Consider the following 26,250-nt stretch of genomic DNA (forward strand, 5'->3'; position numbering starts at 1 on the left):
CCCTCATGCCTCGATCGATTCAGGCCGCAGCACGCGGCCCAGGAATTCCCGCGTCCGCGCTTCCCGCGGTCGCCCCAGCACTTCGGCAGGTGGCCCCTGTTCCACGACCAGCCCGCCATCCATGAAGATGACGCGGTCCGCGGCTTCCCGCGCGAAGCCCATCTCATGCGTGACGACGAGCATGGTCATGCCCTCCGCCGCCAGGCCGCGCATCACCGCCAGCACTTCGCCGACCAGTTCGGGGTCGAGGGCGGAGGTCACCTCGTCGAACAGCATCACCTCCGGCTGCATGGCCAGCGCGCGGGCGATGGCGACGCGCTGCTGCTGCCCGCCGGAGAGGTCCGCCGGATAGGCACCCGCCTTGTGTGCCAGCCCGACCCGCGCCAGCAGCGCCCGCGCCTCCGCCTCCACCACGGCGCGCGGCCGCTTCAGCACCTGCACCGGCGCCTCCATGACATTGGCCAGCGCCGTCATGTGCGGGAACAGGTTGAATTGCTGGAAGACGATGCCGATGCGGCGCCGCGCCAGCGTCATCTGGCGTTCCGGGATGCGCGCGCCGCCGCTGCCCCAGCCGATATGCTGGCCGGCGACGATCACCTCCCCGCTCTCGAAGGGCTCCAGCCCGTTCAGGCATTGCAGCAGCGTCGATTTCCCGCTGCCGGAGGGGCCGATGACGCAGACCGTCTCGCCCTTCGCCACCGTCAGGTCCACGCCGCGCAGCACCGGCGTCGCGCCATAGGATTTGTGCAGGTTGCGGACGGCAATGACGCTCATGGCAGCGCCGCCAAAGCCGGCGGTACCAACGCGCCATCGCGCATCAGGAAGTCGCCTTCCCGCAGCACATGCCGCAGGTCGCGCGGCCGCGCCGCCAGCAGCAGCCGCGTCACGATCTCGTCGGGCTTGGCACCGGCGAAGGCGGCGGCGCGGAGGTCGAAGGCAATCACATCCGCCCGCGCGCCCGCCACCAGCCTGTGCCCGCCCGTCGCCATCGACAGCGTCTGTTCGGGCGTCGGCCATTCCGCATCGGGGCGACCGGCGCGCGGCAGCAGCATGGCGAATTTCGCGGCCTCCAGCATGTCCTGCGTATCGTTGCTGCCGGGGCCGTCGGAGCCCACGCGCAGCCGCACGCCGCGCGCCAGCCCGCGCGCCACGGGCGCGATCCCGCTGCCGAGGCGAAGGTTCGCCAGCGGGTTGTGCACCATGGTCGTGCCCTGCGCCGCCATGCGGTCCAGCTCCGCATCCCCGAGATGGACGCAATGCGCGTATTCCACATGGGCGCCCGCCAGGCCGAGGCCTTCCAGCCAGGCCACCGGATCATCGCCCCCCGCACGGGCGCGGCAATCCACCGCATCCTTCGCGGTCTCGCAGAGATGGAGATGCACGAAGGCGCCATGCCGCTCCGCCAGCCGCGCGACCCCGCGTAGCAGATCATCGCTGCATCGCTGCGGGGCGGAGGGGCCGAGCCCCACCGTCGCCCCCGGCGGTGGATCGCGCAGCAGCGCCTCCGCGACTGCCAATGCTTCCGCCGTGCTCGGCGGCGTGAAGCTGGCCGACGGCGAGGGCAGGTCGCGAAGCATCATGGCGACGCGCGCGCGGATGCCGCCCTCCGCCCAGGCGCTGGCCGCGGCGGCCACGCTCTTCACGCTCGGCGGGATCTGGCGGAAATGGTCGGTGACCTGCACGGCGCCGCCGCGGATCGCCTCCGCGCAGCTGATCAGGATCGCCTGGCGGATGCGCGCAGCCGGCAGCGCATCCTGGCCGTCCGCGTATTCCACCGCGAGCCAGTCATCCAGCCGCGCCATCGGCGCGCGGCCCCGCGCCAGCGCCTCCGGCGAATGGGTATGGGCGTTGACGAAGGCGGGCAGCAGCAGGAGGTGCGCGGCCTCGACGGTCGCCGCACCGTCAGCCGGTCCTTCCGCCACCACGCCATCGCGCAGCAGCAGATCCACGCCCGCCACCGGCGCCCAGTCATCGCCACCGCGCAGCAGCGTAGCGCCCTTGAACAGCAGAGCGCTCACGCCACCCTCCATCGGGATTCCAGCCGCGCCACCAGCCAGACCAGCGGCAGGGTCATCATCAGGTACATCAGCGCGACGCCGGCGAAGGGGCTGAAGGTATTGGCCTGCCAGGTCATGATGTCCGTGCCCGCGCGCAGCAGGTCCGGAATCGCGATGACGCTCACTAGCGCCGTGTTCTTCAAGAGCGTGATCGCCTCATTCCCGATCGGCGGCAGCACGCGGCGCAGCGCCTGGGGCAGCACGATCCGCCGCATCGCCAGCGCCCATCCCATGCCGAGCGACCGCGCCGCGCGCATCTGCCCGCGATCGATGGACTGGATCCCCGCCCGCACGATCTCCGTCACATAGGCGCCATTGGTCAGCGACAGCGCCAGGATCGCGACCGTCTTCGCCTCCAGCAGCAGGCCGAGCGACGGCAGGCCGTAGTAGAAGAACAGCATGGTCACCAGCAGCGGCACGCCCCGCAGCAGGGTCACGCAGGCCAGCGCAAAGGCGTTCAGGGCCACGATGCCGGAGACGCGCGCGAGCCCGCCCATCAGCCCCAGCACGAGGCCCCCGCAGATCGAGACGAAGGCCAGCTCCGCCGTCGTCGCCGCGCCGCGCGCCAAGGCGGGCAGGCTCTCGACGAAGAGGCTCCATTCGAAATCCATGCCCTACAGCACCGTTGCCGCATGGCGCGCGATGTCGCCGGGCCGGCAGAGCCAGATATCATCCCGGGCCGCGGCAATATGGGCCAAGACGCGGCGGAGGTGCTTCAGCCGGAAGGCATGCCCGACGAGGAAGGGATGCAGAGACAGGTTGAAGGTCAGCGGCCATTTCCGCGAGAGCCGCAATTGCTCCTCGAACTGGTCGATCAGCGCATCCGCCCAGACGGAGGGTGGCCACTTGGCCGCATGCAGCACGGGAATGTCGTTGGTCGGCTTCGAATAGGGGACCGTGACCAGCGATCCACCGCCCCGCGTCGCCAGCCGCGTCGGCTGGTCGTCATGCGTCCAGTCCATGACGTAGTCGAAGCCCGCCTCCGCCAGCAGATCCGGCGTGACATGCGTCTCCGCCACCCAGGGGCCCATCCAGCCGCGCGGGGCCGCGCCCTCCTCGACGGCGATGCGCGCGCGGCATGTCGCGATCATCGCGCGCTCCGTCGCCTCATCCATGTCGGATTGCCGCTCCGCATTGGTGCGGCCATGGCCCACCACCTCGTCGCCCCGTGCGCGGAAGGCTTCGGCGACGGGCGGGCAGAGGTCGTAGATCGCCGTGTTCATCAGCGCCGCCGCCGGCAGCGCGAACTCATCCAGCGCGTCGAGCAGGTTCCAGACACCGACGCGGTTGCCCCAGTCGCGGAAGCCGTAATTCTGCACATCGGGCTCGGGCAGCGGATTGACCAGCGGAATGCCCATCCCCTCCGCGAAGGGAAACGCCTCCAGATTGACGGCGATGAAGACCGCGAGCCGCCTGCCGCCCGGCCAATCCCAGGCCGGGCGCCGCGCGATCGCGGAGTAGGGATAGCGCCCGTGGTCGCGCATCACGCGCGCATGGCCGGCAGCATCCGCTCCGCCGCCGGCGGCAGGAAGTCGGTCAGCATGAAGGACGATGCCGCGGGCGGGTTGGGCACGGCGAAGCTCTCCGCCATGGCGGCCACCATCGCCGTCGCGCGCGCGCCATCGACATGGCCGACGCCGTGCTGCGCGACCGTCGGCGTCAGCACCGCCTCCCGCATGATGAAGCGCATCCGCTCCGTCTCCAGCGGCACGTCGGCCAGCGGCTCCCGCGCCTGCACGGCGGCGATGGCGGCAGCGGGGTCGTTCAGCGCGTCGCGCAGCCCGGCGATGGTGGCGCGCACGAAGCCCCTCACCATCGCGGGCTCCCGCTGCGCCAGCTCCGCCGGCAGCAGCAGCGCATTGCCGTAGATGTCGACGCCATGCGCGTTGAAGCCGAACATGCGGATATCGGCCTCCCGCGCGCCCAGCGCCCGCAGGTTGAAGAAGGCGCCGGAGACGAAGGCGGTGATGGCATCAGCCTCTCCCCGCATCAGCATCGGCTCGCGGATCGGCGGCGCGACGGTGATCCAGGTGACGGAATCCGCGGGGATGCCATTCGCACGCGCGAAGGCCGGGAACAGCACGCGGCCGCTGTCGCCCGCCGGCGCCGCGATACGCTTGCCCCGCAGGTCGGACGGCTTCTCGATCCCCCGCCCCGCCAGCGTGATCACGCCGGCCAGAGTGCGGTCGAAATACTGGAAGGCGTTGACGATGGCGCGGCCGGGATTCTCGGCATTGTGCTTCACCACCGCGCCCGGATCGCCGAAGCCGATATCGGCCACGCCTGCCGCCACCTTGGTGACCACATCGCCCGACCCGAAGCCGCGCTGGATGGCGACGTTCAGCCCCTCCCGCGCGAAATGGCCGCGCTCGGCCGCCAGGAACCAGGCGGCGTGGTAGCCCTGCGGCGTCCAGTCCAGCATCAGTCGGATGGCACGCGGCTGCGCGATCGCGGGCGCGGCCACCAGGCCGGCACCGATCCCCAGCAAGGCACGACGGGTCAGGCGGGTCATGCAGGGCGCTCCCTCAGGGCGTGATCGCGAAGGCGATGCCGAATTCGGTGTCGAGGCGGACGGTGTGGTGATCCACCTCATTCGTGTCGGCGAGTTCGAGATTGAGGAAATCCTGCGTCTCCGCCTCGAAGAACGGCCCCGCGTGCCAGGTGCCGCGATGGAGCGCGAGCGCCTTGTCGCCGGGGATGCGGAAGATGCGGATCGCCGCCGGGTCGGGCTTCGCATCGGGCAGGTCCGCATCGATCGGCGGCGCCAGCCCGATGAACCACTCGCCGCCCATCGTCGCCGCCAGGCACTGCGTCACGCGGGTGTGGCGCGTGATGCCGCGCACCAGCAGCGGGCGCTGCCGCAGCCGCATGATGTAGAGCCGCGGCGTGCCGCGCCCGAGTTCCAGCCTGGCATCGGCATCGCCGAAGGGCGTGCCGTCCTCGCCGGCCTCGATCAGCGTGCCGAAGGGCGCGATGGCCTCCGGCGTCGCCATCTCCGGCACGACGGCGGTGATTCGGACGTCGCTCATGCGGCTTCGGTCTCCGGCAGGACGAAGGGGGACAGTTCGGCGTGCTCGCCGCCCAGGAACCAGGCCCAGTCGCTTTCCTGCTGGTCCAGGAAGAGCCGGCGCTTCACGCCCTCCACCAGGCGCGGCGCCACGTATTTCATCGCGCTGATGGAGGCCGCGACGGGGCCCAGGCTGAGCGAGGCGTTGTTGGTGATGGTGAAGACGCGGCCGAGCCAGGGTGCCGCGCCCGGCATGCGTTCGGTGAAGCCGCCGAAGCGGTCGAGGTAGGGCTGGCGCGCCAGCCGCGCATCCGCCTGTTCCGGCGGCGGCGTGAAGCGGTCCCTCCACAGCGCGGCATGCGGCAGCAGGGCCGCGTATTCGGGTTTCAGCGCCATGTCGCTCAGGAAGCCGGTCGCGATGATCAGCCGATCATGGACGAGGCGCTTGCCGCCCCCCTCCACGATGATCTCGCTGCCTGTCCAGCGCACCTGGTCCCAGGGCATGCCCAGGCGCAGCCGGAAGCCGGGCTGTGCCATCGCGGCATCGAAGGTGGGCTGCGGCGGCGGCTGGCCGATCTGCCGCAGTCGTGTCGCATAGGCCCATTTCGCGGCATCCGGCAGGTCGACGTAATGCGCGAGGTGCCCCGCGCTTTCCATCCAGCGCCGCGGATTGTCGCGCGGCAGATCGGGCCGCCGGACGCAGACTTCGGCGCGCGCCGCACCGGCCTGCAGCGCCGCGATCGCGACATCGAAGGCCGTCGCCCCCGCGCCCAGCACGCCGACCCTTTCCCCCGCGAAGGCGCCGAGGTCGAGGATGTCATTCGCATGCACCACGCGGCCGGCCGGCACGGCGCGGGCGATGGCATCGGGAATGGCGTAGCCGCCCGCGCCGCCGGTGCCCGTCGCCATCACCAGGCTGCGGGCATGGCGCAGGATCGGGCCTTCCGGCGTGTCGAAGAGCAGCGCGATCATCGTGCCCTCGGCGGCGGGCTGCATCTCCCGCAGCCGCCAGCCATTCAGCACCGGCAGGTCCAGCACGCGGCGGAACCAGGCGAGGTAGGCGGCCCAGGCGGTGCGGGGGATGCGATACATCGCCTCCCACGCCGCCTCGCCATGCTGCGCTTCCCACCAGGCGCGGAAGGTCAGGGAGGGCAGGCCGCATTCGGGGCCGGCCAGGTCCTTCGGCGTGCGCAGCATCGTCATGCGCGCGAAGCTGAGCCAGGGGCCTTCCAGGCCATCCCGCGCCGCGTCGAAGACGGCGATGCGCGTCACGCGCTCCCGCTTCAGCAGCCCGGCCAGCGCCAGGCCGTATTGCCCGCCGCCGATGATGGCGCAGTCCAGCGCCTCCGCCCCATCGGGCGCCGTCAGCGGCGCCACCCAGGGAACGGCCGGATAGGCAGTCAGCGCGAGCTCGCGCGCCACCAGGCGCTCCAGCGCGGGCAGGTCTTGGGCACAGGTCATGGCAACTCCGCCAGGGCTCGGGGCAGGCTTGCGGGAAGGCTGCGATCAGGGTGCGGGACACCCACCGCGCGTCCCGCAGCGGGACGCGACGGCCACGGGATCAGGCCGTTGGTCGCCACCGCCCGCGCGCCCGGGCCAGCCCATGGGCGCGCGCCGGCCGGCCAGGGCGCCGGGGGCGGCCTGCGGCGGGGCGGACGGAAAGGGGCGGCCAGGATGCCATGGGCTGCGCTTGGCAAACCGCATGCCAGGGCATGGAGCGGGCTTCATCCGCCAGCCCGGCCGGCACGGCGCCCGCGCCTGCCCGATCCGCGGGCAGTGCCTGCCACCGTTGCGTCCTTGCGCGCCGCATGAGCATTCTTCGCGCGCATGGATGCCGTGACCGACCTTTCCCCGCTGCTCTCCGCCGTCGCGCGGGGGGACAGGCATGCGCTGCGCGCGATCTATGAACGGCAATCCGTTCGCCTCTTCGGCGTGGCCAATGCCATCCTGCGGGACCGCGACGCGGCGGCCGATGCGCTGCAGGACGCCTTCCTGAAGATCGCTCGCCGTGCGGACCAGTTCGACCCCGCCCGGGGGTCGGCGGAATCCTGGCTCGCCGCCATCGTGCGCTACGCGGCGCTCGACATGGCGCGCGCCCGGGGGCGGGAGATCCCGACGGATGATCCAGGCCTCGGCGACACGCCGGTGGAGGCCGATGCGCTGGATCGCATCGCCGCCCAATCCGAAGGCGTGCGCCTGCGGGAATGCCTCTCCTCGCTGGAGGAGCGGAACCGCCGCGGCATCGTCCTCGCCTTTGTGCATGGCCTGTCCCACGCCCAGATCGCCGCCCAGCTCGAACTGCCGCTCGGCACGGTGAAGGCCTGGATCCGGCGCGGCCTCCTGCGGCTGCGGGAGTGCCTGGCATGAGCGGCCGCCCGATGACCGCCGAGGAGCGCGACGCCCTCGCCGCCGAATACGTGCTCGGCACGCTGGAGGCGCGGGAGGCCGCTTCCGTCGCCGCCGCCCTGCCCGTCGATCCCGCCCTGGCAGGCGCGGTCGCGTCCTGGGAAGCGAAGCTCGCGCCGCTCGCCGCCCTTGCCCCGCCCGAGGCCCCGCCGCCCGACCTCTGGGCGCGAATCGCGGCGGCGCTGGACCCCACGCCGCCGGCCCCTTCCCTGTCCTGGTGGCGCCGCCTGCTCGACCCCTGGCGGGCGGGGGCCATCGGCGCCACCGCCGTCGCCGCCGGCCTTGCCGCCCTGATGGTCCTTCGCCCGGCGCCGGAGCCGCGGCTGATGACCGTGCTGCTGACGGATCGCGAACAGCCGGCCTGGCTGGTGGAGGCCGACCAGGCCGGCATCCGCCTCGCCTCGCTCAACACCCGCCCGGCCCCGCCGGACCGCGTGCTGGAACTGTGGGCGCTGCCGCAGGGGGAGACGGCGCCGACCTCGCTCGGCCTCATCCCCGCCGATGGGCGCATCACCGTCCGCCCCGCGACGATCCGCCCGAGCCCGGGGATGCTGATCGAGATCACGCTGGAGCCGCCGGGGGGGTCGCCGATTGGCCGCCCGACCGGCCCGATCCAGTTCATCGGCCGCCTCGCGCCGGCCACGGGTTCGTGATCGGTTTTCTTCCGTAGTCGCTGCGTCCGGTAGCGCGCCGGCTCCGTAACGCCGTCAGTGGGGCCCGCCGGGCCCCGAGACGGCCACGGAGAAACGCGATGTCCCTCAGCTTCCGCCACGCCCTGCTCGCCACCGCGCTGGTCGCGGCCGCCGCAGCCCCCGCCGGCGCCACCACGCTGATCGGCCTGACCGCCGAGAACAGCCTGGTCCGCATCGATGGGGAGACGCGCCGCGCCAGCGCCCCCGTCCGCATCAGCGGCGCCGAGGGCCGCGTCATCGGCATCGACCAGCGCCCTCAGGATGGCCGCCTCTATGGGGTCACGGATCGCAGCCAGATCGTCACCATCGATCCCGCGACCGGCCGCGCCACGCAGGTCTCCCGCCTCAACATGCCCTTCGATGGCGGCGGCCGCGCCGTGGTCGATTTCAACCCGGTCGCCAACCGCCTGCGGCTGATGGGCATGAACGGCACGAACTTCCGCGTGAACGTCGATAGCGGCGAAGTCGTGCGCGACGGCACGCTGAAGTACGGCGAGGGGGCGAATGCCGGGACTCAGCCCCGCATCACCGCCGGCGCCTACACCAACAGCGTCGCGCCGCCCGCCAATGCCCCGGCGGCCGGCCAGCCCGGCGCGCCGACCACGGCGCTCTACACGCTCGACACCCTGCTCGGCAGCTTCAACCTGCAGGCGCCGCCGAATGACGGCGTGCAGCAATCCCGCGGCATGGTCGGCATGACGCTGCCCGCCAGCACGGCCTTCGACATCCTGACCGATGCGCAGGGCACCAATACCGGCTTCGTCCTGGCCGGCGGCACGCTGCACACGATCGACCTCACCAATGGCCGCCTGACGGCGACCGGCGCGGTCAGCGGCCTCGGCCAGGCCGATGTGATCGACATCGCCGCGATGCGGTGACGGGGTCCCTCATGGCCGGCCACCCACCCACCCCGGCCGGCCATGAGGCGGGGGGCGCTGTCGTGAACGGGCAGGCGGAAGCGCGGGCCGGGGCAGCAATCCCGGCCTCGCCCCCATCAGAACGGCGAACGCTGCGCCGGCTTCGCCGCCTAGAACAGCGACAACTGCGCGGGCTTCGCCGCGCGGGCGAAGGCCGTCTCCGGCACCAGCAGCCCGCGCAGGCCCGGCATCTCCAGCCCCCGTGCCCGATGCCCGGGCAGCAGCACGAAGGGCAGCACCTTGGGCAGGCTGACGCGCAGTCGCGCCAGGTCCTCCGCCCGCACCAGGGTGTGGCGCCGCGCGGCGATGATGCGATCCACCGTCTTGGCCCCCAGCCCCGGCACGCGCAGCAGCGCCTCCCGCGGCGCGGTATTCACATCCACCGGGAAGTGCTCCCGGTGCTTCAGCGCCCAGGCGGTCTTGGGATCGAGTTCGAGGTCCAGCATGCCGCCCTGGCCGCCGGCCAGGATCTCCTCCCGCGAGAAGCCGTAGAAGCGCAGCAGCCAATCCGCCTGATAGAGCCGGTGTTCCCGCACCAGCGGCGGCGCGATGGGCGGCAGCAGGCGCGACGCGTCGGGGATAGGCGAATAGGCGGAGTAGTAGACGCGCCGCATCCGGTAGCCCGCATAGAGGTCCGTCGCCGTGCCGAGGATCACGCCATCATCCGCCCCATCGGCGCCGACGATCATCTGCGTGGATTGCCCCGCCGGGGCGAAACGCGGCGGCCGGGCGCGGCGCGCGGTCTTCACCGCCTCCTCCCGCGCCTCAATCTTCCCGCGCAGCCCCGCCATCGCCAGGCGGATCCTGCGGAAATCCTTTTCGGGCGCCAGCGTGGTCAGGCTCTCCGCCTTGGGCAGCTCGACATTTATGGAAAGCCGGTCGGCGTGCCGCCCGGCCTCCTCCAGCAATTCGGGCGCCGCATCCGGGATGGTCTTCAGGTGGATGTACCCCCGAAAACCGTGCTCCTCCCGCAGCGTGCGCGCCACCAGCACCAGCTGCTCCATCGTGTAGTCCGGCGACCGGATGATGCCGGAGGACAGGAACAGCCCCTCGATCGTGTTGCGCCGATAGAAGGCGAGCGTCAGATCCACCACCTCCCGCACCGTGAAGCGGGCGCGGCGGACGTTGGAGGAAGCGCGGTTCACGCAATAGGCGCAGTCGAAGACGCAGGCATTGGTCAGCAGGATCTTGAGCAGCGAGATGCAGCGCCCGTCCGGCGCATAGGCATGGCAGATCCCCGACCCCTCCGTGCTGCCGAGCCCCCCTTTCAGGCTGTTCCGCTTGGCGGTGCCGGAGGAGGCGCAGGAGGCGTCATACTTCGCGGCATCGGCCAGGATCTCGAGCTTCTCGCGCAGCTCCATGGGGTTCAGAATCCGAGAGGTTTCCGTTCATGTTATGTTCAAGACGGAAGCCCGCAAGGGGTCGGCGCGACCCGTTCCGGCGCTAGACGCGCCAGCGCCGCCACATGGCGACCCAGGCGCCGACGCCGCCGACGAAGATCGTCGTCGCCACCGCCCAGACCAGCAGGATGAGGATCACCGCCCTCACCGGCGATGGTCCGGTCATCATGGTCCCGGCGAGCCCGGCTGCCTCAGGCAGATGTTCGGCCGATGCACTTCGCATGGATGTCCTCCCGCCCCGATTGCGGCAGTAACGCGGCTGCCCGGAAGTTCCCGCAAGGCGGTCGCATTCTTGTGATCATGCCGCGGACGTCATCCCGCGTTCTTTCCTGTCCGGACAAATCCTTTTGCGCAATGGTACGAGGATGACCGGAGGCCACCCCGATCGCGAGCCCGTCGCGCCCGCAACGGCGCCGGCCTCGCTCGAATCGATTCTGGCCGAGTTGCGTCGCCTGGCGCTCGCGGCGCTGGATGGCGGCCATCCGCTCGCCGCCGCGCGCATCGCCGCGACGGCGGACCAGGTGGAGGCCGCCACCTGGCCCGCCCGCCCGCCGCGCCCGCATTACGGCGCGCGGCGGGCCTGACCTACCGCCGCGCCGCGCCGGGCGTGATCCCGAAGGCCGCGCGGAACGCCGCGCCGAAGGCGGGCGCGCTGGCATAGCCGACCGCCGCCGCCGCCCGCGCCGGTGACTCCCCGCTGGCGAGGCGGGACGCCGCCTCCGCCAGCCGCAGTGTCTGCCGCCAGCGCGCGAAGCCCATCCCGGTCTCCGCCACGAAGAGCCGTTCCAGCGTGCGCGGGCTGGCGCCGGCCTCCCCGGCCCATTCCTCCAGCCGCCTCGGGCTTGCGGGGTCGCGGCGCAGCGCCTCCGCCAGGCGCTTCAGGCGGGGGTCGCGCGGTTCCGGCACCCGGAAGGGCAGCGCCGGCGCGCGGGCGATCTCGTCCAGGATCAGCGCCGCCAGATGGCCACCGCGCCCGGCGGGATCCCATTCCAGCGGCTCCGCGCAGGCGGCCAGGATCAGTTCGCGCAGCAGGGAGGAGACGGCGAGCACCGTCGCCTCCTCCGGCCCGGCCACCGCCGCATCCTCCCGCAGGAACAGGGCGCGCATGGCGACGCCACCTTCCGTCGCCACCCGATGGGGCTCCCGCGCCGGCATCCACAGCGCATGGCCGGGCGGCACGACGAAGCCCGCGGCGTCGGTCGCGATGCGCATGGTGCCGCGGGTGGCCCAGAGGAGCTGCGCGCGGTCATGCGCATGCCTCGGCACCCCCTCCCCTTCCGCATAGTCGCGGGCGAAGGCGGCAAGCGGCCGGTCCACCCCATCCTGCGGCAGGTCGCGGCGCGGCGCGGGCTGCCCCGCAGAATGGCGGTTTGGCGACATGGGCTGTCGGGACGTCTCCTTCGCGCCAGCCTAGCATGACCCCCGGCAGGAGCAGCCTGCGAAACTGTGGGAACGGCATCATGGACGCGGCTCGGCGCACGATCTGGTTCATCAACGCGGCGCATATCTTCACCCATTACGGGCTGCTGATCCTGGCCACCGCGGTGCTCGGCATCGTGCTGCAGGAACCCGAGGTCTTCGGCACCGGCTACGGCCCGATCGTGGCGCTCGGCACCGGCATGTTCGTGGTCTATGGCATGGGGTCGCTGCCCATGGGCGCGCTGGCGGACCGCTTCGGCCGCCCGGCGCTGATGGCGGCCTTCTTCCTCGGCACCGGCGCCTCGATGGCCGCGGCCGGCTTCGCGACGGGGCCGGTCACCCTGGCCCTGGCGCTCGGCTTCATGGGGGCCTTCAGCGCCATCTACCACCCGATCGGCACCGCCATGCTGGTGGATGCGGCCGGGGATAAGGTGGGCCGCGCCATGGGCATCAACGGCGTCTTCGGCAATGCGGGCGTGGCGCTGGCCCCGGCCGTCACGGCCTTCCTCGCGGCGGCCCTCGGCTGGCGCTGGGCCTTCATCATCCCCGGCGCGCTCTGCCTGGCCGTCGGCCTGCTCTATCTGCGCGAAGGGCCGGAGGACAGCGCCAAGACCAAGGCCGCGGGCAAGCCCTTCCCGGAGATCCCGCCCGCCATCGTCCGCCGCGCGGTCATCGTGCTGATGAGCCTCGCCGCCGTCAGCGGCTTCATCTTCAACGCCTTCACCATCCTGCTGCCGAAGCTGATGGAGGAGCGCCTCGCCAATTCGCCGGAGCTGCTGCCGGTGGTCGGCATGCTGGCCTTCCTCGCCATCATCTGCGGCGGCATCACGCAGCTCACGGTCGGGCGGCTGATCGACCGCAACACGCTGAAGCGCGTCTTCCTGCCGCTCGCCTGCGTGCCGCTGCCGGGGCTCGCCCTGCTCTCCTTCCTCGAGGGCTGGGCGGTGCTGCCCGTGGCCGGCCTGCTGGCGGCGGCCATCTTCGGCCAGGTCACGGTGAACGAGACGATGACCGCCCGCTATGTCGGCCCGAAGCTCCGCACGCGCCTCTATTCCATCCGCTTCTTCGTGGGCTTCCTCGGTGCCGCGGCGGCGAGCCCTGTCATCGCCTGGCTGCACGGCACCGCGGGCGGGCTCGGCAGCGTGCTGCTGGTGCTCTCAGCCTTCGGGGGCGTGACCTTCGTCTGCGCGCTCGCCTTCCCCGACCGGCGGGAGGAGCTGGCGCCGGAACTCTGGGCGCGGGCGCCGGAAGCGCCGCGCGGGCTTCCGCAGGCTGCAGAATAGCCCTACCCGAAATCCCGCGTCACCGGGCCGAGCCGGCTGCGCAGCCCATCGGCCACGCCCAGCGCGAAGGCCCTCAGCGCCGGCCACCCACCGCTAGCGCAGGCATGCAGCACCGACTGCGCCGCCATGGCCAGCGCGGCCCGGCACTTCCAGGCCAGCGGTACCGAGGGCAGGCGCAGCATCGCCACCTGGTTCCGCGCATGAGTGTAGAGGCGGAAGGGCGGCTGCCGCGCCAGCCTCAGCCCCAGCAGCGGCACGCGCAGCACGCCCTGCCCCAGCCGGTGCGGCATGGGCACGGAGGACAGCATCCAGCAGGAATAGTGCCGCGCCCAGGCGCGCAGGCACCATTCGATGTCCACCGCATCGATGAAGAAATCCTCTCGGAAGCCGCCCACCGCCTCGAAGGCCGCGAGGTCGATGAGCGAGCCGGAGGAGATGACGAATTCCAGCGGCACCGCCCCCGCGGCCGGCACCGCGCCGCCCCGGCGGAAGCAGCGCGGCGCCTTGCAGCCGCAGCCCCGCGCCGCCACCGGCAGCGGCCCCACCACGGCGGGGCATTCACCGGCCGCGATCAACCTCGCCCGCGCCTCGCACAGGGCCGGGGCCATGGAAGGCAGGGGCGACGAATCCTGGTCCAGCAGCAGCAGCGCCGAGAAGCCATCCGCACGCGCCATCGCCGCCATGCGGTTGTAGGCGGTGCCGAGGCCGAGATTCGTGCCATCGTTCAGCAGCACCGCCGGCCGCGGCCAGGGCCTGTCCACCACGGCGCGCGTGGCGGGCGACAGCGGCGCGTTCAGGAACAGGTAGATACGCCCGACGCTGTCCTGCAGCGAGGCCAGCGATGCCTCCAGCAGCGCTGGCGCCGGGTGGAACAGCACGATCCCGGCGGCCAGGCCCGCATCGAGCGGCGCGCTCACGCGACACCCCCCCGGGACCACTCGAAGCCGCTGCCCGCGGCGTGCGTCATGCAGGCCGCGAGGACCTGGAGATTGGGGTTCTGGAAGGGATCGGCGGCCAGGGCCTCCGCCCATCGCTGGCGCATCACCGCGCGCGCCGCCTCCAGCGCAGCGGCAGCCTCCACCGGCGCCGCCGGCAGGGCTTCCATCACGCCGCGATGCATCAGCATGGCGAAGGGCGTGTGAAGCACGCGCATCCCGCGCCATTGCAGCCGCAGGCAGAGATCGACGTCATGCAGCGCATGCGGCAGCGACTCTTCGTCGAAGCCGCCCGCGGCCTGGAACACCGCGCGCCGCAGCATCATCACGGCGCCGGAGACGGCGGAGACCTGCCGCGTCAGCGCCAGCAGCCCGCCCGGCCCGACATCGCCCGCCATCGCGCCCGGCGCCACCGGCCGGACCACCGCCGTCGGGTCCAGGGCAAAGCCGGCATGCAGCAATCTTCCGTCCCGACCCATCAGCTTGGCGCCCACCGCGCCCACGGGCTGGCGAAGGGCCTGGCTGGCCAGTTCCCCCACCCAGTAGGGCGACAGCACATCCGCCGCCTCGTCCAGCATCAGCAGCAGAGATCCCCGCGCCTCCGCCGCCGCCAGGTTCAGTGCCGCGGCGCGGCCTGTGCCCGGCGGCACCTCCAGCCAGCGGAGGCGGGCATCGAGCGGGCGGAACGGACCGCTCCCCGGCCCCGCCGGCGGCGCGGCCACGATCATCTCCAGCTCCGCCCAGTTGGTCCGCCGCAGCACGCCATCCGCGCAGTCGGGCAGCCGCCCGCCCACCGGCATCGTCACCAGCACGCTGACCAGCGGCCGCGGCTGCGCCACCGGATAGACGACGCGATGCCAGCCGGGCGCCAGCGGCGCGGGCTGCAACACCACGCCGACCTCCCCCGCCGAGGCCAGGCTCTCCATCACCGCGGCGCGGGAGGTGCGGACGCAGCGCGCGGCCTCCCGCTTCGAATAGCTGCCCTGCGTAGGCTGGCGCCAATGGTAGAGGATGCGCGTGATGTGGTGGATCCGCGCCGGCATCGTCGCCGCCGAGGCGCGCAGCGCCAGGTCATGGTCCTGGCTACCGTTGAAGCCGGGCCGCAAGCCGCCGATCCGGCGCAGCAGCCGCGTCGAATAGACGCCGAGATGGCTCACCAGATTCTGCGCCCGCAGCAGCTCCGGATCGAAATCGGGTTTGAAGTAGGGCGCGAAGCGCCGGCCCTGGCCGTCGATTTTGTCCTCGTCGGAATAGGCGATGTCGAGGTCCGGGTGCCGCCGGATCAGCGCCGCCACCTCATGCAGCGCGCGCGCCGGCAGCAGGTCGTCATGGTCCATCAGCAGCACGTGGTCGCCGCGCGCCATGCCGATCGCATCATTGGTCGCGCGGGCGATATGGCCGTTGCGCGTGCGCCGCCGCCAGCGGATGCGCGGATCCACCGCGGCCATCTCCGACAGCAGCGCCTCTACATGGCTCGATGGCGAGGCATCGTCGACCACGCAGAGCTCCCAATGCGGCCAGGTCTGCGCCTTCAGGGACGCGATCGCCTGCCGCAGCAGCGCGGGCGGGGTCTCATAGGCCGGCATCACGATGGACAGCAGCGGCGGGTTGCGGCCCGCCAGCGCCTCCTGGCGCATCGCCTGCGCCTCGGCGTCGGACAGCGTGTCGTGCTCCTCGATCCAGCGCTGGTAGCCCAGCGCATCGGCTGTCGGCAGCGCGTGCAGATAGGGGCGCAGCAGCGGCAGCGCCGGGCCGGCCAGGCCGCGCAGCCCGGCGCGCAGGCCGGGATGCCGGCGCAGCTCGCCCATCACCGCGGCGGCGATGCGGGCGACCGGCCGGGGGGCGGGCCGAGGAAGGGGGAAGGGCTTGGGCGTGGTCATCACCGGGTCCGCCATGTGGTCTGGCGGCAACATAATGTGGGAAAATTTCCCACGTCAATCGTGTGGGCTGATTTCCCACGTCACGACGTGTTACGCTGCCTGACACCGCGAAGCGCCCGATCCGTGTCCGACCTTCCCGCACCACCCGCAGCTCCGGCCCTGCTGCGCCCGCTGGCCCGGCTGCTGCGCCCCCTGCTGCGCCTGATGATCCGCGCCGGGCTCACCTGGCCGGTCTTCGCCGACCTCGTGCGCGGCCTCTATGTCCAGGTGGCGGCGGAGGAGATCGCGAGCGCGGCCGCGCGTACCGACAGCCGGCTCAGCCTGATGACGGGCGTGCACCGGAAGGAAATCCGGCGGCTCCGCGAACAGCCGCCGGAGGCGCCCGACCTGCCCCCGGTCGTGACCCTGCACAGCCAGCTGGTCGCGCGCTGGCTTGGCCTGCCTGCCTTCAGCGATGCGGCGGGGCGGCCGCTCCCCCTGCCCCGCACCTCGGCGGCGGGCGAGCCTTCCTTCGACGCGCTGGTCAGCGCGGTGACCCGGGATGTGCGCCCGCGCGCGGTGCTGGATGAATGGCTGGCCCAGGGCGTGGTGCGGCTGGATGCGGGGGACCGCGCCGTGCTGCAGGAAGCGGCCTTCGTGCCGCGGCCGGGGACGGAGGCGCAGCTGCACTACTTCGCCCGCAACCTGCATGACCACCTGGCCGCCGCCACCGCCAATGTCGCCGGCGCGCAGCCGGCCTTCCTGGAACGCGCCGTGCACTACGATGGCCTGCCGCCCGCGATCGCCGAGCGCATGGAAGCGCTGGGCCGCGCCGCGGTGGACCGCATGCTGGTCGAGGTGAACCGGGAGGTCCTGGCGATGCTGGACGGCCAGCCGGAACCACCGCCCGGCACGCCGACGCGCCGCGTCAACCTCGGCGTCTATCTCTACACCGAGGCCGAGACGCCGCCGGAGCGCCGGGGATGAGGCGCCTCGCCTTCCTGCTGCCGCTGCTGCTGGCCGCCGCCTGCGCGCCGCCGCCGCCGTCGCACCCGTCCTGCCGGATCGGGCCCGATGACGGCGCGCCCCTCGCCGCCGGTGATCGCGGCATCGGCGGCACCGGCCGGCCGGCGGCGCTGGCGGGGGGCGATCGCGGCATCGGCGGCACGGGCGTTATCGGCGTCGTCACCGGCTTCGCCAGCATCTGTGTCAACGGCATTGCTGTGGAGCACGACAGCCACGGCCGCCCGGTGCCCCGCGATGGCGGCTTCGGGCCCGAGGCGCCGCTCCGCGCCGGCCAGGTCGTGGTGATCCGCGCGGCGGGCGAGGGCGCCGTGCTGCGGGCCGAACAGGTCGCGGTGCGGCAGGAGGTGGTCGGACCCGTCACCGCGACCCGCCCGGGCGGGCTGGTCGTGGCCGGCCGGCCCCTCGCCTTCGCCCCGGCGCTCCGCGGCGGCCAGGACTGGGCGCCCGGCACCTGGATCGCCGTCAGCGGCCTGGCGCGGCCGGATGGCGTGATCGAGGCAACACGCATCGACCCCGCAGAACCGGGCCGCGCCCTGCTGCGCGGCGTGGTGGAGCGGGATGCGGCGGGGCTGCGGATCGGCCCCGTGCGGCTGGAGGCGGGTGGTACCGGCGGCCTCGTGATCGGTGTGCCGGTCGTCGCCACCGGGACCTGGCATGATGGCAGGCTGCGGCTGGACGGGATCGAGCCCGACCTGACCCTGGTCGATCCGCTCCGCCGCTTCGGGCCGGAGACGCGCCGCCTGCTGGTGGAGGCCTTTGTCGGCGGCAGTGAAGGCCTGCGGCTCGGCCCAGGGGGCGCGGTGCTTGCGGCGGATGCAGCGCTCGGTCTCTCGGCGGATGCCGCGCTCCGCCCCATGGCCGAAGCCCGCCGCCTGGTGGTGGAAGCGACGCGCCAGGCAGATGGCGGGTTCCGGGCCATCGCGGCCATGCCGCCGCCCGCGATGTCAGACGGCGATGGTGGTCCCGCCGGTCCCGGTCCCGCCAGCCCTATGGGCGCGCCGCCCGGTGCCGCGCCGCCCGGTGCCGCGCCGCCGGGGGCTGGCTTCGCGAACCCGGGCGCTTCGGCTGGTGGCCCGGGAGGCCCTCCAGGCATTGGCGACAGCGGTCCTGGTGGCGGTCCGAGCGGTGGCCCTGCTGGCGGACCCGGTGCCGGCCCAGGTGGCGGCCCAGGTAGTGGTCCGGGTGGCGGGCCCGGTGGCGGTGCTGGGAGTGGTCCCGGCGGCGGTGGGCCCGGCGGCGGTGGTCCCGGGGGTGGCCACGGCGGCCGCTGACACCGCCAAAAACCCTTTCCGCTGGCCTTTCGCCCCCTTCCATGCCATAGCCCCGCCCGGGCCGGTCCCCTGGCGGGGCCCCGGCCTTCGCTGCGATGGCAGCGGATGCACCGAGGATGGGCCGTTCCCGGATGGGAGGATGACGGCGCCTCCGGCCACATGGGCGGCCTTCCCACTGCGCGACAACGCGGTGGGCCCTCCGCCTTCCCATGCCGCCCGAGTCGCCGACCATCCCTGTCCGACTGGACAGGAACGACACCGCGCGCATCCGTCTTCCACGCATTCAGCCGTCCGCGGGCAGCCCCGCGGGCGGTGTCATGACGTGGCCTCGCATCCGGCGGGGCCGAGAAGGACGACGCATGTTCGACAAATACTTCCGCAAGGACATCTCCTGGGGCGGCCAGCTGCTGACGCTGGAGACCGGGAAGATCGCCCGCCAGGCGGATGGCGCCGTGATGGCGCGGCTCGGTGACACCATCGTGCTCTGCACCGTGGTCGGCGCCCGCAGCGTGAAGCCCGGCCAGGACTTCTTCCCGCTGACCGTGAACTACCAGGAGAAGGCCTTCGCCGCGGGCAAGATCCCCGGCGGCTTCTTCAAGCGCGAGGGCCGGCCCTCCGAATCCGAGACGCTGATCTCCCGCCTCATCGACCGCCCGCTGCGCCCCCTCTTCCCCGAGGGCTTCCGCAACGAGGTGCAGGTGATCGCGACGGTCCTGTCGCATGACCTCGAGAACAACCCGGACATCGTGGCGCTCGTCGGCTGTTCCGCCGCGCTGACGCTCTCCGGCATCCCCTTCTTCGGCCCGGTCGGCGCCGCCCGCGTGGCGTATATCGACGGCCAGTACGTGCTGAACCCGACCGCGGCCCAGATGGCGCAGAGCGCGCTCGACCTCGTCGTCGCCGGCACCGCCGAAGGCGTGCTGATGGTGGAGTCAGAGGCGAAGGAACTGTCCGAGGACGTGATGCTCGGCGCCGTCGAGTTCGGCCACAAGTCCTTCCAGCCGGTCATCCAGGGCATCATCGAGCTGGCCGAGGTGGCCGCCAAGGACGCCTGGGCCCTGCCGGAGGAAAGCGAGGCCGCCAGGACGCTGAAGGCCCGCATCGCCGAACTCGGCCGCGCGCCGATGGCCGAGGCCTACAAGATCGTCGAGAAGCTGGCCCGCCAGAACGCCGTCTCCGCCGCCAAGAAGGCCGTGGTCGCGCAGCTGGAGGCCGAGGGCCTCGATGCCGGCGCCGCCAAGGGCCTGCTGAAGGAACTGGAGGCCGACGTCGTCCGCAACGCCATCCTGGACACGGGGCTGCGCATCGACGGCCGCGACACCAAGACGGTCCGCCCCATCGTGGCCGAGGTCGGCATCCTGCCGCGCGCCCACGGCTCCGCCCTCTTCACCCGCGGCGAGACGCAGGCCTTCTGCGTCGCCACGCTGGGCACCGGGCAGGATGAACAGATCATCGACGCCCTCGCGGGCGAGTACCGCGAGAACTTCATGCTGCACTACAACTTCCCTCCCTATTCCGTGAACGAGACGGGGCGCATGGGCTCCCCGGGCCGGCGCGAGATCGGCCACGGCAAGCTCGCCTGGCGCGCGATCCACCCGCTGCTGCCGGAGAAGGAGAAGTTCCCCTACACGCTGCGCGTGGTCAGCGAGATCACGGAGTCCAACGGCTCCTCCTCCATGGCGACGGTCTGCGGCACCTCGCTCGCGCTGATGGACGCCGGCACGCCGCTGAAGCGCCCCTGCGCCGGCATCGCCATGGGCCTGATCAAGGAGGATCGCGGCTTCGCCGTGCTCTCCGACATCCTGGGTGACGAAGACCACCTGGGCGACATGGACTTCAAGGTGGCGGGCAGCGAGGCGGGCATCACCGCGCTGCAGATGGACATCAAGATCACGTCCATCACCTTCGACATCATGAAGATCGCCCTCGGCCAGGCGAAGGATGGCCGCCTGCACATCCTGGGCGAGATGGCCAAGGGCCTCAGCGGTGCGCGCGGCGACGTGGCGGCCACCGCGCCCCGCATCACCGTGATCAACATCAACAAGGACAAGATCCGCGACGTCATCGGCAGCGGCGGCAAGGTGATCCGCGAGATCACGGAGCAGACGGGCTGCAAGATCGACATCGAGGATGACGGCACCATCAAGGTCGCCGCCACCAGCATCGAGGCCGCGCAGAAGGCGATCGACTGGATCCAGGGCATCGTGGCGGAGCCGGAGATCGGCAAGATCTACAACGGCAAGGTCGTGAAGACCGCCGAATTCGGCGCCTTCGTGAACTTCCTCGGTGCCAAGGACGGCCTGGTCCACATCTCCGAACTGGCCAATGAGCGCGTCCAGAAGACCACCGACGTGGTCAAGGACGGCGACCAGGTGAAGGTCAAGGTCATCGGCTTCGACGACCGCGGCAAGGTGAAGCTCTCCATGCGCGTGGTGGACCAGGCCACGGGCGCGGACATCACGGAGCAGGTCGGCGCCCGCCGCCCGCGCGAGGAAGGCGAGGGTGGTGACCGTGGCGGCGATCGCGGTGACCGCGGCCCCCGCCGCGACCGTGACCGCGGTGGCGAGCGCGGCTTCCGCCCGCGGCGCGAGGGCGGCGAGCACGGCGGCGACTGACGCCAGACGGGGGCGCGGACCACGCTGGCGGTCCCGCTTCCGACCACTCTGCTCGGGTAATCCCGTGCCCCCTCTCCCATAGTGGGCCGGGACACGCCATATTAGCGATCCACGGGACGTCTTCTTGGACGCCCCGTGGTTCGTTTATGACCACCCTTCCGTCTGAGACAGTCACCGGAGCCCAAAGCCTTGAAGGCTATCAACCCGATCCGCATGGGCGGCGTCGAAGTCCTGCCGCTGGTCGAAGGCGGCAAGGGCGTGGCGGTGTCCAACGGCGCCACCTGCGGCGGCTGGGCCTCCGGCGGCGGCGTCGGCACCTTTTCCGCCGTGAACGCCGACAGCTACGACGCCGACGGCAACGTCATCCGCCAGATCTACCACGGCCGCACGCGGCGCGAACGGCATGAGGAGCTGGTGGCCTACGGCATCGCCGGCGGCATCGCCCAGGCGCGCGAAGCGCATGAACGCGCCGGCGGCCAGGGCCGCATCCACATGAACATCCTGTGGGAGATGGGCGGCGCCGAGCGCGTGGCGCGCGGCGTGCTGGAAGGCGCCAAGGGCCTGGTCCATGGCATCACCTGCGGCGCCGGCATGCCCTATCGCCTGGCCGACCTCGCCCGCGAATACGGCGTCCACTACTACCCCATCATCTCCTCCGCCCGCGCCTTCTCCGCGCTGTGGAAGCGGTCCTACAACAAGCAGCGGGAGCTGCTGGGCGGCGTGGTCTATGAAGACCCCTGGCTGGCCGGCGGCCATAACGGCCTGTCCAACAGCGAGGACCCGAAGCGGCCGGAGGATCCCTATCCCCGCGTCCTCAAGCTGCGCCAGACGATGCGCGAATTCGGCCTGCACGACGTGCCCATCATCATGGCCGGCGGCGTCTGGTGGCTGGAGGAATGGGAGCACTGGATCGACAGCGAGGAACTGGGACCCGTCGCCTTCCAGTTCGGCACCCGCCCGCTGCTGACGCAGGAAAGCCCGATCAGCGAGGAGTGGAAGACCCGCCTCCTCCAGCTGAAGGAGGGCGATGTGCTGCTGCAGCCCTTCAGCCCGACCGGCTTCTACTCCTCCGCCGTGCGCACCGAATTCCTGAACGAGCTGGAAGCGCGCAGCGAACGCCAGGTGGCCTACACGACCGAGCCCAACGAGGCCCATACCGCGCCGCTCGGCATCGGGCCGCGCAAGCGGCTGGTCTACCTGAAGCCGGACGACCTGCCCCGCGCGGAAGGCTATATCGCGTCCGGCTTCACCGAGGCGCTGCGCACCCCCGACGACACGCTGGTCTTCGAGACGCCGGCGGCGGCGCGGGAGATCCTGAAGGACCAGACGGACTGCATGGGCTGCCTGTCCCATTGCCGCTTCTCGAACTGGACGCAGGTGGAGCCCGACTTCACCACCGGCAAGAAGGCCGACCCGCGCAGCTTCTGCATCCAGAAGACGCTGCAGGACATCGCCCATGGCGGCAGGCTGGAACGGAACCTGATGTTCTCCGGCCACAACGCCTACCGCTTCGGCACCGACCCCTTCTACTCCAACGGCTTCGTGCCGACGGCGAAGCAGCTGGTCGAGCGGATCATGACGGGCCGCTGAAGGCGGGCCGCCGAAACACTGTTTTCTTTATTGCAACGGTTTCACCGCGCCACGCCGGCGCGGTGACACCCGGACCCTCCCCCCTGTAGGTTGAGCCCGCGTCTGGGGCAAACTCGTCTGGGGCACAGGGGACCATGGCATCGCCGACCCGCATCGCGGTCGTGGAGGATGAAGCCGATCTGCGGGAGGTGGTCGTGGACTACCTCCGCCTGCAAGGTTTTGCCGTCTGCGCCTGCGCGGATGGCGCGGCGCTCGATGCCGCCCTCGCTGCCGGCCCGGTCGATGTGGTGCTGCTGGACCTGAACCTGCCGCGGGAAGGCGGGCTTTCCATCGCCCGGCGCCTCCGCGCCCTGCCCCGCCCGCCCGGCATCATCATGGTGACGGCGCTGGGCGAGACGGTGGACCGCATCGTGGGGCTGGAGATCGGCGCCGACGACTACATCGGCAAACCCTTCGAATTGCGGGAGATGCTGGCGCGGCTCCGCAGCGTCCTTCGTCGCCGCGTGGCTGCGCCAATCGGTCAACCGCGCGTCGCGGCGCCGAGCGTGGCGCCGCGTCCCGCTATCCCCGCCGCGCCTGCGCCGCTCCCCGCGCCGGCAGCCCCGGCCGGCCGCACGCCGGATCTGCATTTCGGCGGCTTCACCCTCAGCCCGGATCGCCGCCGCCTGCTGGATCCGGGGCAGGAGGAAGTGCCGCTCACGACCATGGAGGTGGATCTCCTCCTTATCCTCGCGACCCATCCCGGCCAGGTGCTCTCGCGCGAAAGGCTGCTGGTGCTGGCGCATGGCAAGGATGTCGATCCGCTCGACCGCTCCATCGACGTCCGCATCACCCGGCTGCGCCGCAAACTGGAATCCGATCCCGCCAATCCGCGGCTGATCCGCACCATCCGCGGCCAGGGCTACGTCTTCACCCCCGATGGAGAGTGAGGCCTCCCTCCTCGCCCGGCTGACGGAGGCCGAGGCGCTGAAGCAGGGCGTGATCGACGCCGCGCTGGATGCCGTCATCACGGCCGACCGGGAGTGCCGCGTCATCGGCTGGAACGCCGCCGCGGAACGCATCTTCGGCCACCGGCGGGACGAGATCATGGGCCGCCCGATCGGCGACACCATCGTTCCCCCGCATCACCGCGCGGGGCATGAGGCGGGGCTCGCCCGCTACCACGCCACCGGCTGCCCCCATGTGCTCGGCCAGCGGCTGGAGATGGAGGCGATGCGCGCCGATGGCAGCGTCTTCCCCTGCGAGATGTCGATCCATGAGGTGAAGGCCGCCGGCCGCACCTTCTTCACCGCCTGGCTGCGCGACCTGACGCCGATACGGGATGCGGAGGCCGAACTGGCCCGCCAGCGCGAACGCCTGCACCAGACGGAGAAGATGTCGGCGCTCGGCAGCCTGCTGGCCGGCGTGGCGCATGAGCTGAACAATCCGCTGGCGGTCGTCGTCGCGCAGACCACCATGCTGGAAGCGGTGGCGGAGGACCCGGCGGTGCGCGACCGTGCCGCGCGGATCCATGCCGCGGCCGCGCGCTGCGGGCGGATCGTGAAGACCTTCCTCGCCATGGTGCGCCAGCAGCCGCCGAGCCGCAGCGCCGTCGACCTCAACGCCACGCTGCGCGGCGCGCAGGAGCTGGTGGCCTATGGGCTGCGCAGCGCCGGCATCGCGGTGGAGCATGCGCTGGCGCCGGGGGTGCCCCGCATCCAGGCGGACCCGGACCAGCTGGGCCAGGTGGCGGTGAACCTGCTGGTCAACGCCCAGGCCGCGCTGGCGGACCAGCCGGAGCCCCGCCGCCTGCGCCTCGAGACCTTCGCCACCACCGATGGCGGCGCCGGCTTCGCGGTGGAGGATAACGGCCCCGGCGTGGCCGCCGCGATGCGGGAGCGGATCTTCGAGGCCTATGTGACCACCAAGCCGCTCGGTGCCGGCACCGGCCTCGGCCTCGCGGTCTGCCGCAACATCCTCGGCGCCCATGGCGGCACCATCGGGCTGGAGGAGGGCACCCTCGGCGGCGCCCGCTTCGTCGTCCGCCTGCCGCCGGGCGGCGGCACCACCGCCGCCGCGCCGCCCGAGGCCCCCCGCGCCGCGCCGCGCCGCCGCCTGCTGGTGGTGGATGACGAGCCCGAGGTGGGGGAGGCGCTGGCCGACCTGCTGGCGGTGCAGGGCGTGGCGGCGGAGGTGGTGACGGACATCCCCGCCGCCCTCGCCCGCCTGGCGCAGGGCGGGCTCGACGGCGTCTTCTGCGACCTCCGCATGCCCGGCGGTGGCGGCGGCGGCTTCTACCGCCGCGCCATCGCCGCCCATCCGGGGCTGCGCGGCCGCTTCTGCTTCGTTACCGGCGATACGGTGGCCGGCCCCGCCGCCGTGGCCGCGCTGGACCCCGACCAGCCACCGCCCGTGCTCGAGAAGCCCTTCGGCCCGGCGGAGGTGGCGACGGCGCTGGCCGCCATTGCCGCGCCGTAGGGGCGCGTTATACTAACGGCCCTTTCGCGTGACCGCTCAGGCCCCCCTCAGACGCGTCGTGCCGCAGGCACGCCTTCGGCGTGACGCGGAAACCTCCGGTTTCCTTGGCTTCGCGGCATATGCCGCGGCGCCGATTCGGGCGCTCGGACCGGTCAAGAGACCGGTCCGTTGATTACTCGCTTAGCGCCGCCATCGGGCTCCCGGTCTCCCGCCGCATGCCCATGCGCGCGATGCTGCCCCAGGCGCGGTCATATTGCGGCGGCGTCCGCGCGGCATCGACGCGGCCCAGCGCGACCGCGGCGCGCATCGGCCAGTAGGGATCGCGCAGCGTGGCGCGGGCCAGCAGCACGAGGTCGGCCCTGCCCTCCGTCACGATGGCCTGGGCCTGCTCGGGCTCCGTGATCAGGCCGACGGCGGCCACCACCATGCCCGCACCCTGCTTCACCGCCTCCGCCCCCGGCACCTGGTAGCCCGGGCCGAGCACGATCTTCTGCTTCGGGTCGATGCCGCCGGAGGAGACGTCCATGCCGTCGATCCCCGCCGCCTTCAGGCGCTTCGCCAGCTCGATGGACTCATCCGTCGTCCAGCCGCCCTCGATCCAGTCGGTGTGGGAGATGCGGACCAGCAGGGGCAGCCCCTCCCCCACCGCCTCGCGCACCGCCTTCGCCACTGCCAGCGGCAGGCGCGTCCGGCCCTCGAAATCGCCGCCCCAGCGGTCGTTGCGCGTGTTGCTGATGGGGGAGAGGAACTGGTGCAGCAGATAGCCATGGGCGGCATGCAGCTCCACCAGCCCATAGCCCGCGGCCACGGCGCGCCTGGCGGTCGCGGCGAAGAAACCCGGGATCGCCTCGATCTCCTCCGTCGTCATCATGGTGGGCGTGGCGAAGGCGCCCATCGGGATGGCGGAGGGGGCCTTGATCTCCCAGCCCGGCTCGGCCGGCGCATCGTCCCAGGCCGGCGCGCGGCTGGCCTTGCGCCCGGCATGGCCGATCTGGATCGCCGGCACCGCGCCGGCATGGGCGATGGCGGCGGCGAGGCGCCGGTGCGCCGGAATCTGCGCATCCTCCCACAGACCGAGGTCGCCCGGCGTGATGCGGCCGTCGGCGGTCACCGCGGTGGCCTCCGCCATCACCATCCCCGCGCCGCCGATGGCGCGCTGCAGCAGATGGGCCAGGTGCCAGTCGGTCGGGCGGCCATCCGGCCCGGCGCAATACTGGCACATCGGCGAGATGCCGATGCGGTTCGGCAGGGTGGTGTCGCGAAGCTGGAGGGGGGAGAAGAGGTCGGCCATGCTGGTCATGCTCCGAGGCCCGGGA

24 protein-coding genes are annotated in these 26,250 nt (G+C 72.2%); 11 read left to right on the plus strand and 13 right to left on the minus strand.

The window, feature by feature from the left end:
• Positions 1-3: 3 nt before the first annotated feature.
• Genes G3576_RS16580 through G3576_RS16610 form a run of 7 tightly spaced genes read right to left on the minus strand, consistent with a single transcriptional unit; the run spans position 4 to position 6,525 of the window.
• Positions 4-774: an amino acid ABC transporter ATP-binding protein gene (locus G3576_RS16580; protein WP_164695538.1), complete on the minus strand. Its 771-nt coding sequence runs from the start codon at positions 772-774 to the stop codon at positions 4-6.
• Positions 771-2,018: an amidohydrolase family protein gene (locus G3576_RS16585; protein WP_164695539.1), complete on the minus strand. Its 1,248-nt coding sequence runs from the start codon at positions 2,016-2,018 to the stop codon at positions 771-773. Before G3576_RS16585 ends, G3576_RS16580 begins: the two co-directional genes overlap by 4 nt.
• The gene (locus G3576_RS16590) at positions 2,015-2,668 is read right to left on the minus strand and encodes an amino acid ABC transporter permease (RefSeq protein ID WP_164695540.1); all 654 of its coding nucleotides are present in this window, start codon (positions 2,666-2,668) and stop codon (positions 2,015-2,017) included. The genes G3576_RS16585 and G3576_RS16590 overlap by 4 nt, the downstream gene beginning before the upstream one ends.
• 3 nt (positions 2,669-2,671) lie before the next feature.
• Positions 2,672-3,541 carry a polysaccharide deacetylase family protein gene (locus tag G3576_RS16595; RefSeq protein WP_164695541.1) on the minus strand — a complete coding sequence of 290 codons (870 nt, stop codon included), beginning with the start codon at positions 3,539-3,541 and terminating at the stop codon, positions 2,672-2,674.
• The gene (locus G3576_RS16600) at positions 3,541-4,569 is read right to left on the minus strand and encodes an ABC transporter substrate-binding protein (RefSeq protein WP_164695542.1); all 1,029 of its coding nucleotides are present in this window, start codon (positions 4,567-4,569) and stop codon (positions 3,541-3,543) included. Before G3576_RS16600 ends, G3576_RS16595 begins: the two co-directional genes overlap by 1 nt.
• Before the next feature lie 13 nt (positions 4,570-4,582).
• Positions 4,583-5,086: an ureidoglycolate lyase gene (locus G3576_RS16605; RefSeq protein ID WP_164695543.1), complete on the minus strand. Its 504-nt coding sequence runs from the start codon at positions 5,084-5,086 to the stop codon at positions 4,583-4,585.
• Entirely contained in the window at positions 5,083-6,525 is a 1,443-nt protein-coding gene (locus G3576_RS16610; protein ID WP_164695544.1) for an FAD/NAD(P)-binding protein, read from the minus strand. Before G3576_RS16610 ends, G3576_RS16605 begins: the two co-directional genes overlap by 4 nt.
• A 366-nt stretch (positions 6,526-6,891) precedes the next feature.
• On the opposite strand from G3576_RS16610, the gene G3576_RS16615 reads away from it, so the two are divergent.
• The 3 genes from G3576_RS16615 to G3576_RS16625 all read left to right on the plus strand — a co-directional run bounded on the left by G3576_RS16615 (position 6,892) and on the right by G3576_RS16625 (position 9,040).
• Positions 6,892-7,431 carry a sigma-70 family RNA polymerase sigma factor gene (locus G3576_RS16615; protein ID WP_164695545.1) on the plus strand — a complete coding sequence of 180 codons (540 nt, stop codon included), beginning with the start codon at positions 6,892-6,894 and terminating at the stop codon, positions 7,429-7,431.
• Positions 7,428-8,123 (plus strand): anti-sigma factor, encoded by a 696-nt coding sequence (locus G3576_RS16620; RefSeq protein WP_164695546.1) that lies wholly within the window; start codon positions 7,428-7,430, stop codon positions 8,121-8,123. Before G3576_RS16615 ends, G3576_RS16620 begins: the two co-directional genes overlap by 4 nt.
• 98 nt (positions 8,124-8,221) lie before the next feature.
• Entirely contained in the window at positions 8,222-9,040 is an 819-nt protein-coding gene (locus G3576_RS16625; protein ID WP_164695547.1) for a DUF4394 domain-containing protein, read from the plus strand.
• Between the two features lie 149 nt (positions 9,041-9,189).
• Here G3576_RS16625 and G3576_RS16630 read toward each other — a convergent pair whose 3' ends face one another.
• Positions 9,190-10,440, minus strand: coding sequence for a putative DNA modification/repair radical SAM protein (locus G3576_RS16630; protein WP_164695548.1), 1,251 nt, complete (start codon positions 10,438-10,440; stop codon positions 9,190-9,192).
• An 82-nt stretch (positions 10,441-10,522) separates the two neighbouring features.
• Entirely contained in the window at positions 10,523-10,702 is a 180-nt protein-coding gene (locus G3576_RS16635; RefSeq protein WP_164695549.1) for a hypothetical protein, read from the minus strand.
• Positions 10,703-10,844: 142 nt separating this feature from the next.
• On the opposite strand from G3576_RS16635, the gene G3576_RS16640 reads away from it, so the two are divergent.
• On the plus strand, positions 10,845-11,063 hold the full coding sequence (locus tag G3576_RS16640) for a hypothetical protein (RefSeq protein ID WP_164695550.1): 219 nt from the start codon (positions 10,845-10,847) through the stop codon (positions 11,061-11,063).
• Between the two features lies 1 nt (position 11,064).
• On the opposite strand, the gene G3576_RS16645 is transcribed toward G3576_RS16640, so the two are convergent.
• The gene (locus G3576_RS16645) at positions 11,065-11,859 is read right to left on the minus strand and encodes an AraC family transcriptional regulator (RefSeq protein ID WP_164695551.1); all 795 of its coding nucleotides are present in this window, start codon (positions 11,857-11,859) and stop codon (positions 11,065-11,067) included.
• Between the two features lie 80 nt (positions 11,860-11,939).
• Between G3576_RS16645 and G3576_RS16650 the strand changes: the two genes are divergently transcribed.
• Positions 11,940-13,181, plus strand: coding sequence for an MFS transporter (locus G3576_RS16650; RefSeq protein ID WP_164695552.1), 1,242 nt, complete (start codon positions 11,940-11,942; stop codon positions 13,179-13,181).
• Between the two features lie 2 nt (positions 13,182-13,183).
• On the opposite strand, the gene G3576_RS16655 is transcribed toward G3576_RS16650, so the two are convergent.
• The gene (locus G3576_RS16655; RefSeq protein WP_164695553.1) at positions 13,184-14,098 is read right to left on the minus strand and encodes a glycosyltransferase family protein; all 915 of its coding nucleotides are present in this window, start codon (positions 14,096-14,098) and stop codon (positions 13,184-13,186) included.
• Entirely contained in the window at positions 14,095-15,996 is a 1,902-nt protein-coding gene (locus G3576_RS16660; RefSeq protein ID WP_164695554.1) for a glycosyltransferase, read from the minus strand. The genes G3576_RS16655 and G3576_RS16660 overlap by 4 nt, the downstream gene beginning before the upstream one ends.
• Positions 15,997-16,119: 123 nt before the next feature.
• Between G3576_RS16660 and G3576_RS16665 the strand changes: the two genes are divergently transcribed.
• The 6 genes from G3576_RS16665 (at position 16,120) to G3576_RS16690 (ending at position 24,934) form a co-directional block, all read left to right on the plus strand.
• Positions 16,120-16,962, plus strand: a complete 843-nt coding sequence (locus G3576_RS16665) for a DUF6502 family protein (protein WP_164695555.1) — start codon at positions 16,120-16,122, stop codon at positions 16,960-16,962.
• Entirely contained in the window at positions 16,959-18,272 is a 1,314-nt protein-coding gene (locus G3576_RS32595) for a DUF5666 domain-containing protein (RefSeq protein WP_164695353.1), read from the plus strand. Before G3576_RS16665 ends, G3576_RS32595 begins: the two co-directional genes overlap by 4 nt.
• Before the next feature lie 359 nt (positions 18,273-18,631).
• Positions 18,632-20,887, plus strand: a complete 2,256-nt coding sequence (pnp, locus tag G3576_RS16675) for a polyribonucleotide nucleotidyltransferase (protein ID WP_164695556.1) — start codon at positions 18,632-18,634, stop codon at positions 20,885-20,887.
• Between the two features lie 189 nt (positions 20,888-21,076).
• Positions 21,077-22,477 (plus strand): NAD(P)H-dependent flavin oxidoreductase, encoded by a 1,401-nt coding sequence (locus G3576_RS16680; RefSeq protein ID WP_164695557.1) that lies wholly within the window; start codon positions 21,077-21,079, stop codon positions 22,475-22,477.
• Positions 22,478-22,611: 134 nt separating this feature from the next.
• A complete protein-coding gene (locus tag G3576_RS16685; RefSeq protein WP_164695558.1) occupies positions 22,612-23,406 on the plus strand; it encodes a response regulator in 795 nt (264 codons plus the stop codon).
• Complete coding sequence (locus tag G3576_RS16690; RefSeq protein ID WP_164695559.1) at positions 23,396-24,934, plus strand: ATP-binding protein; 1,539 nt, start codon at positions 23,396-23,398, stop codon at positions 24,932-24,934. The genes G3576_RS16685 and G3576_RS16690 overlap by 11 nt, the downstream gene beginning before the upstream one ends.
• A 172-nt stretch (positions 24,935-25,106) precedes the next feature.
• Here G3576_RS16690 and G3576_RS16695 read toward each other — a convergent pair whose 3' ends face one another.
• Entirely contained in the window at positions 25,107-26,225 is a 1,119-nt protein-coding gene (locus G3576_RS16695; protein ID WP_164695560.1) for an NADH:flavin oxidoreductase/NADH oxidase, read from the minus strand.
• Between the last annotated feature and the right edge of the window lie 25 nt (positions 26,226-26,250).

The organism is Falsiroseomonas algicola (assembly GCF_011040385.1).
Classification (GTDB): domain Bacteria; phylum Pseudomonadota; class Alphaproteobacteria; order Acetobacterales; family Acetobacteraceae; genus Falsiroseomonas; species Falsiroseomonas algicola.

Coding starts and splice junctions, on each gene's coding strand:
- G3576_RS16580 (WP_164695538.1), bottom strand. CDS start 774: ATGAGCGTCATTGCCGTCCGCAACCTGCACAAATCCTATGGCGCGACG.
- G3576_RS16590 (WP_164695540.1), bottom strand. CDS start 2,668: ATGGATTTCGAATGGAGCCTCTTCGTCGAGAGCCTGCCCGCCTTGGCG.
- G3576_RS16595 (WP_164695541.1), bottom strand. CDS start 3,541: ATGCGCGACCACGGGCGCTATCCCTACTCCGCGATCGCGCGGCGCCCG.
- G3576_RS16600 (WP_164695542.1), bottom strand. CDS start 4,569: ATGACCCGCCTGACCCGTCGTGCCTTGCTGGGGATCGGTGCCGGCCTG.
- G3576_RS16605 (WP_164695543.1), bottom strand. CDS start 5,086: ATGAGCGACGTCCGAATCACCGCCGTCGTGCCGGAGATGGCGACGCCG.
- G3576_RS16610 (WP_164695544.1), bottom strand. CDS start 6,525: ATGACCTGTGCCCAAGACCTGCCCGCGCTGGAGCGCCTGGTGGCGCGC.
- G3576_RS16615 (WP_164695545.1), top strand. CDS start 6,892: ATGGATGCCGTGACCGACCTTTCCCCGCTGCTCTCCGCCGTCGCGCGG.
- G3576_RS16620 (WP_164695546.1), top strand. CDS start 7,428: ATGAGCGGCCGCCCGATGACCGCCGAGGAGCGCGACGCCCTCGCCGCC.
- G3576_RS16625 (WP_164695547.1), top strand. CDS start 8,222: ATGTCCCTCAGCTTCCGCCACGCCCTGCTCGCCACCGCGCTGGTCGCG.
- G3576_RS16630 (WP_164695548.1), bottom strand. CDS start 10,440: ATGGAGCTGCGCGAGAAGCTCGAGATCCTGGCCGATGCCGCGAAGTAT.
- G3576_RS16635 (WP_164695549.1), bottom strand. CDS start 10,702: ATGCGAAGTGCATCGGCCGAACATCTGCCTGAGGCAGCCGGGCTCGCC.
- G3576_RS16640 (WP_164695550.1), top strand. CDS start 10,845: ATGACCGGAGGCCACCCCGATCGCGAGCCCGTCGCGCCCGCAACGGCG.
- G3576_RS16645 (WP_164695551.1), bottom strand. CDS start 11,859: ATGTCGCCAAACCGCCATTCTGCGGGGCAGCCCGCGCCGCGCCGCGAC.
- G3576_RS16650 (WP_164695552.1), top strand. CDS start 11,940: ATGGACGCGGCTCGGCGCACGATCTGGTTCATCAACGCGGCGCATATC.
- G3576_RS16660 (WP_164695554.1), bottom strand. CDS start 15,996: ATGACCACGCCCAAGCCCTTCCCCCTTCCTCGGCCCGCCCCCCGGCCG.
- G3576_RS32595 (WP_164695353.1), top strand. CDS start 16,959: ATGAGGCGCCTCGCCTTCCTGCTGCCGCTGCTGCTGGCCGCCGCCTGC.
- pnp (WP_164695556.1), top strand. CDS start 18,632: ATGTTCGACAAATACTTCCGCAAGGACATCTCCTGGGGCGGCCAGCTG.
- G3576_RS16685 (WP_164695558.1), top strand. CDS start 22,612: ATGGCATCGCCGACCCGCATCGCGGTCGTGGAGGATGAAGCCGATCTG.
- G3576_RS16690 (WP_164695559.1), top strand. CDS start 23,396: ATGGAGAGTGAGGCCTCCCTCCTCGCCCGGCTGACGGAGGCCGAGGCG.
- G3576_RS16695 (WP_164695560.1), bottom strand. CDS start 26,225: ATGGCCGACCTCTTCTCCCCCCTCCAGCTTCGCGACACCACCCTGCCG.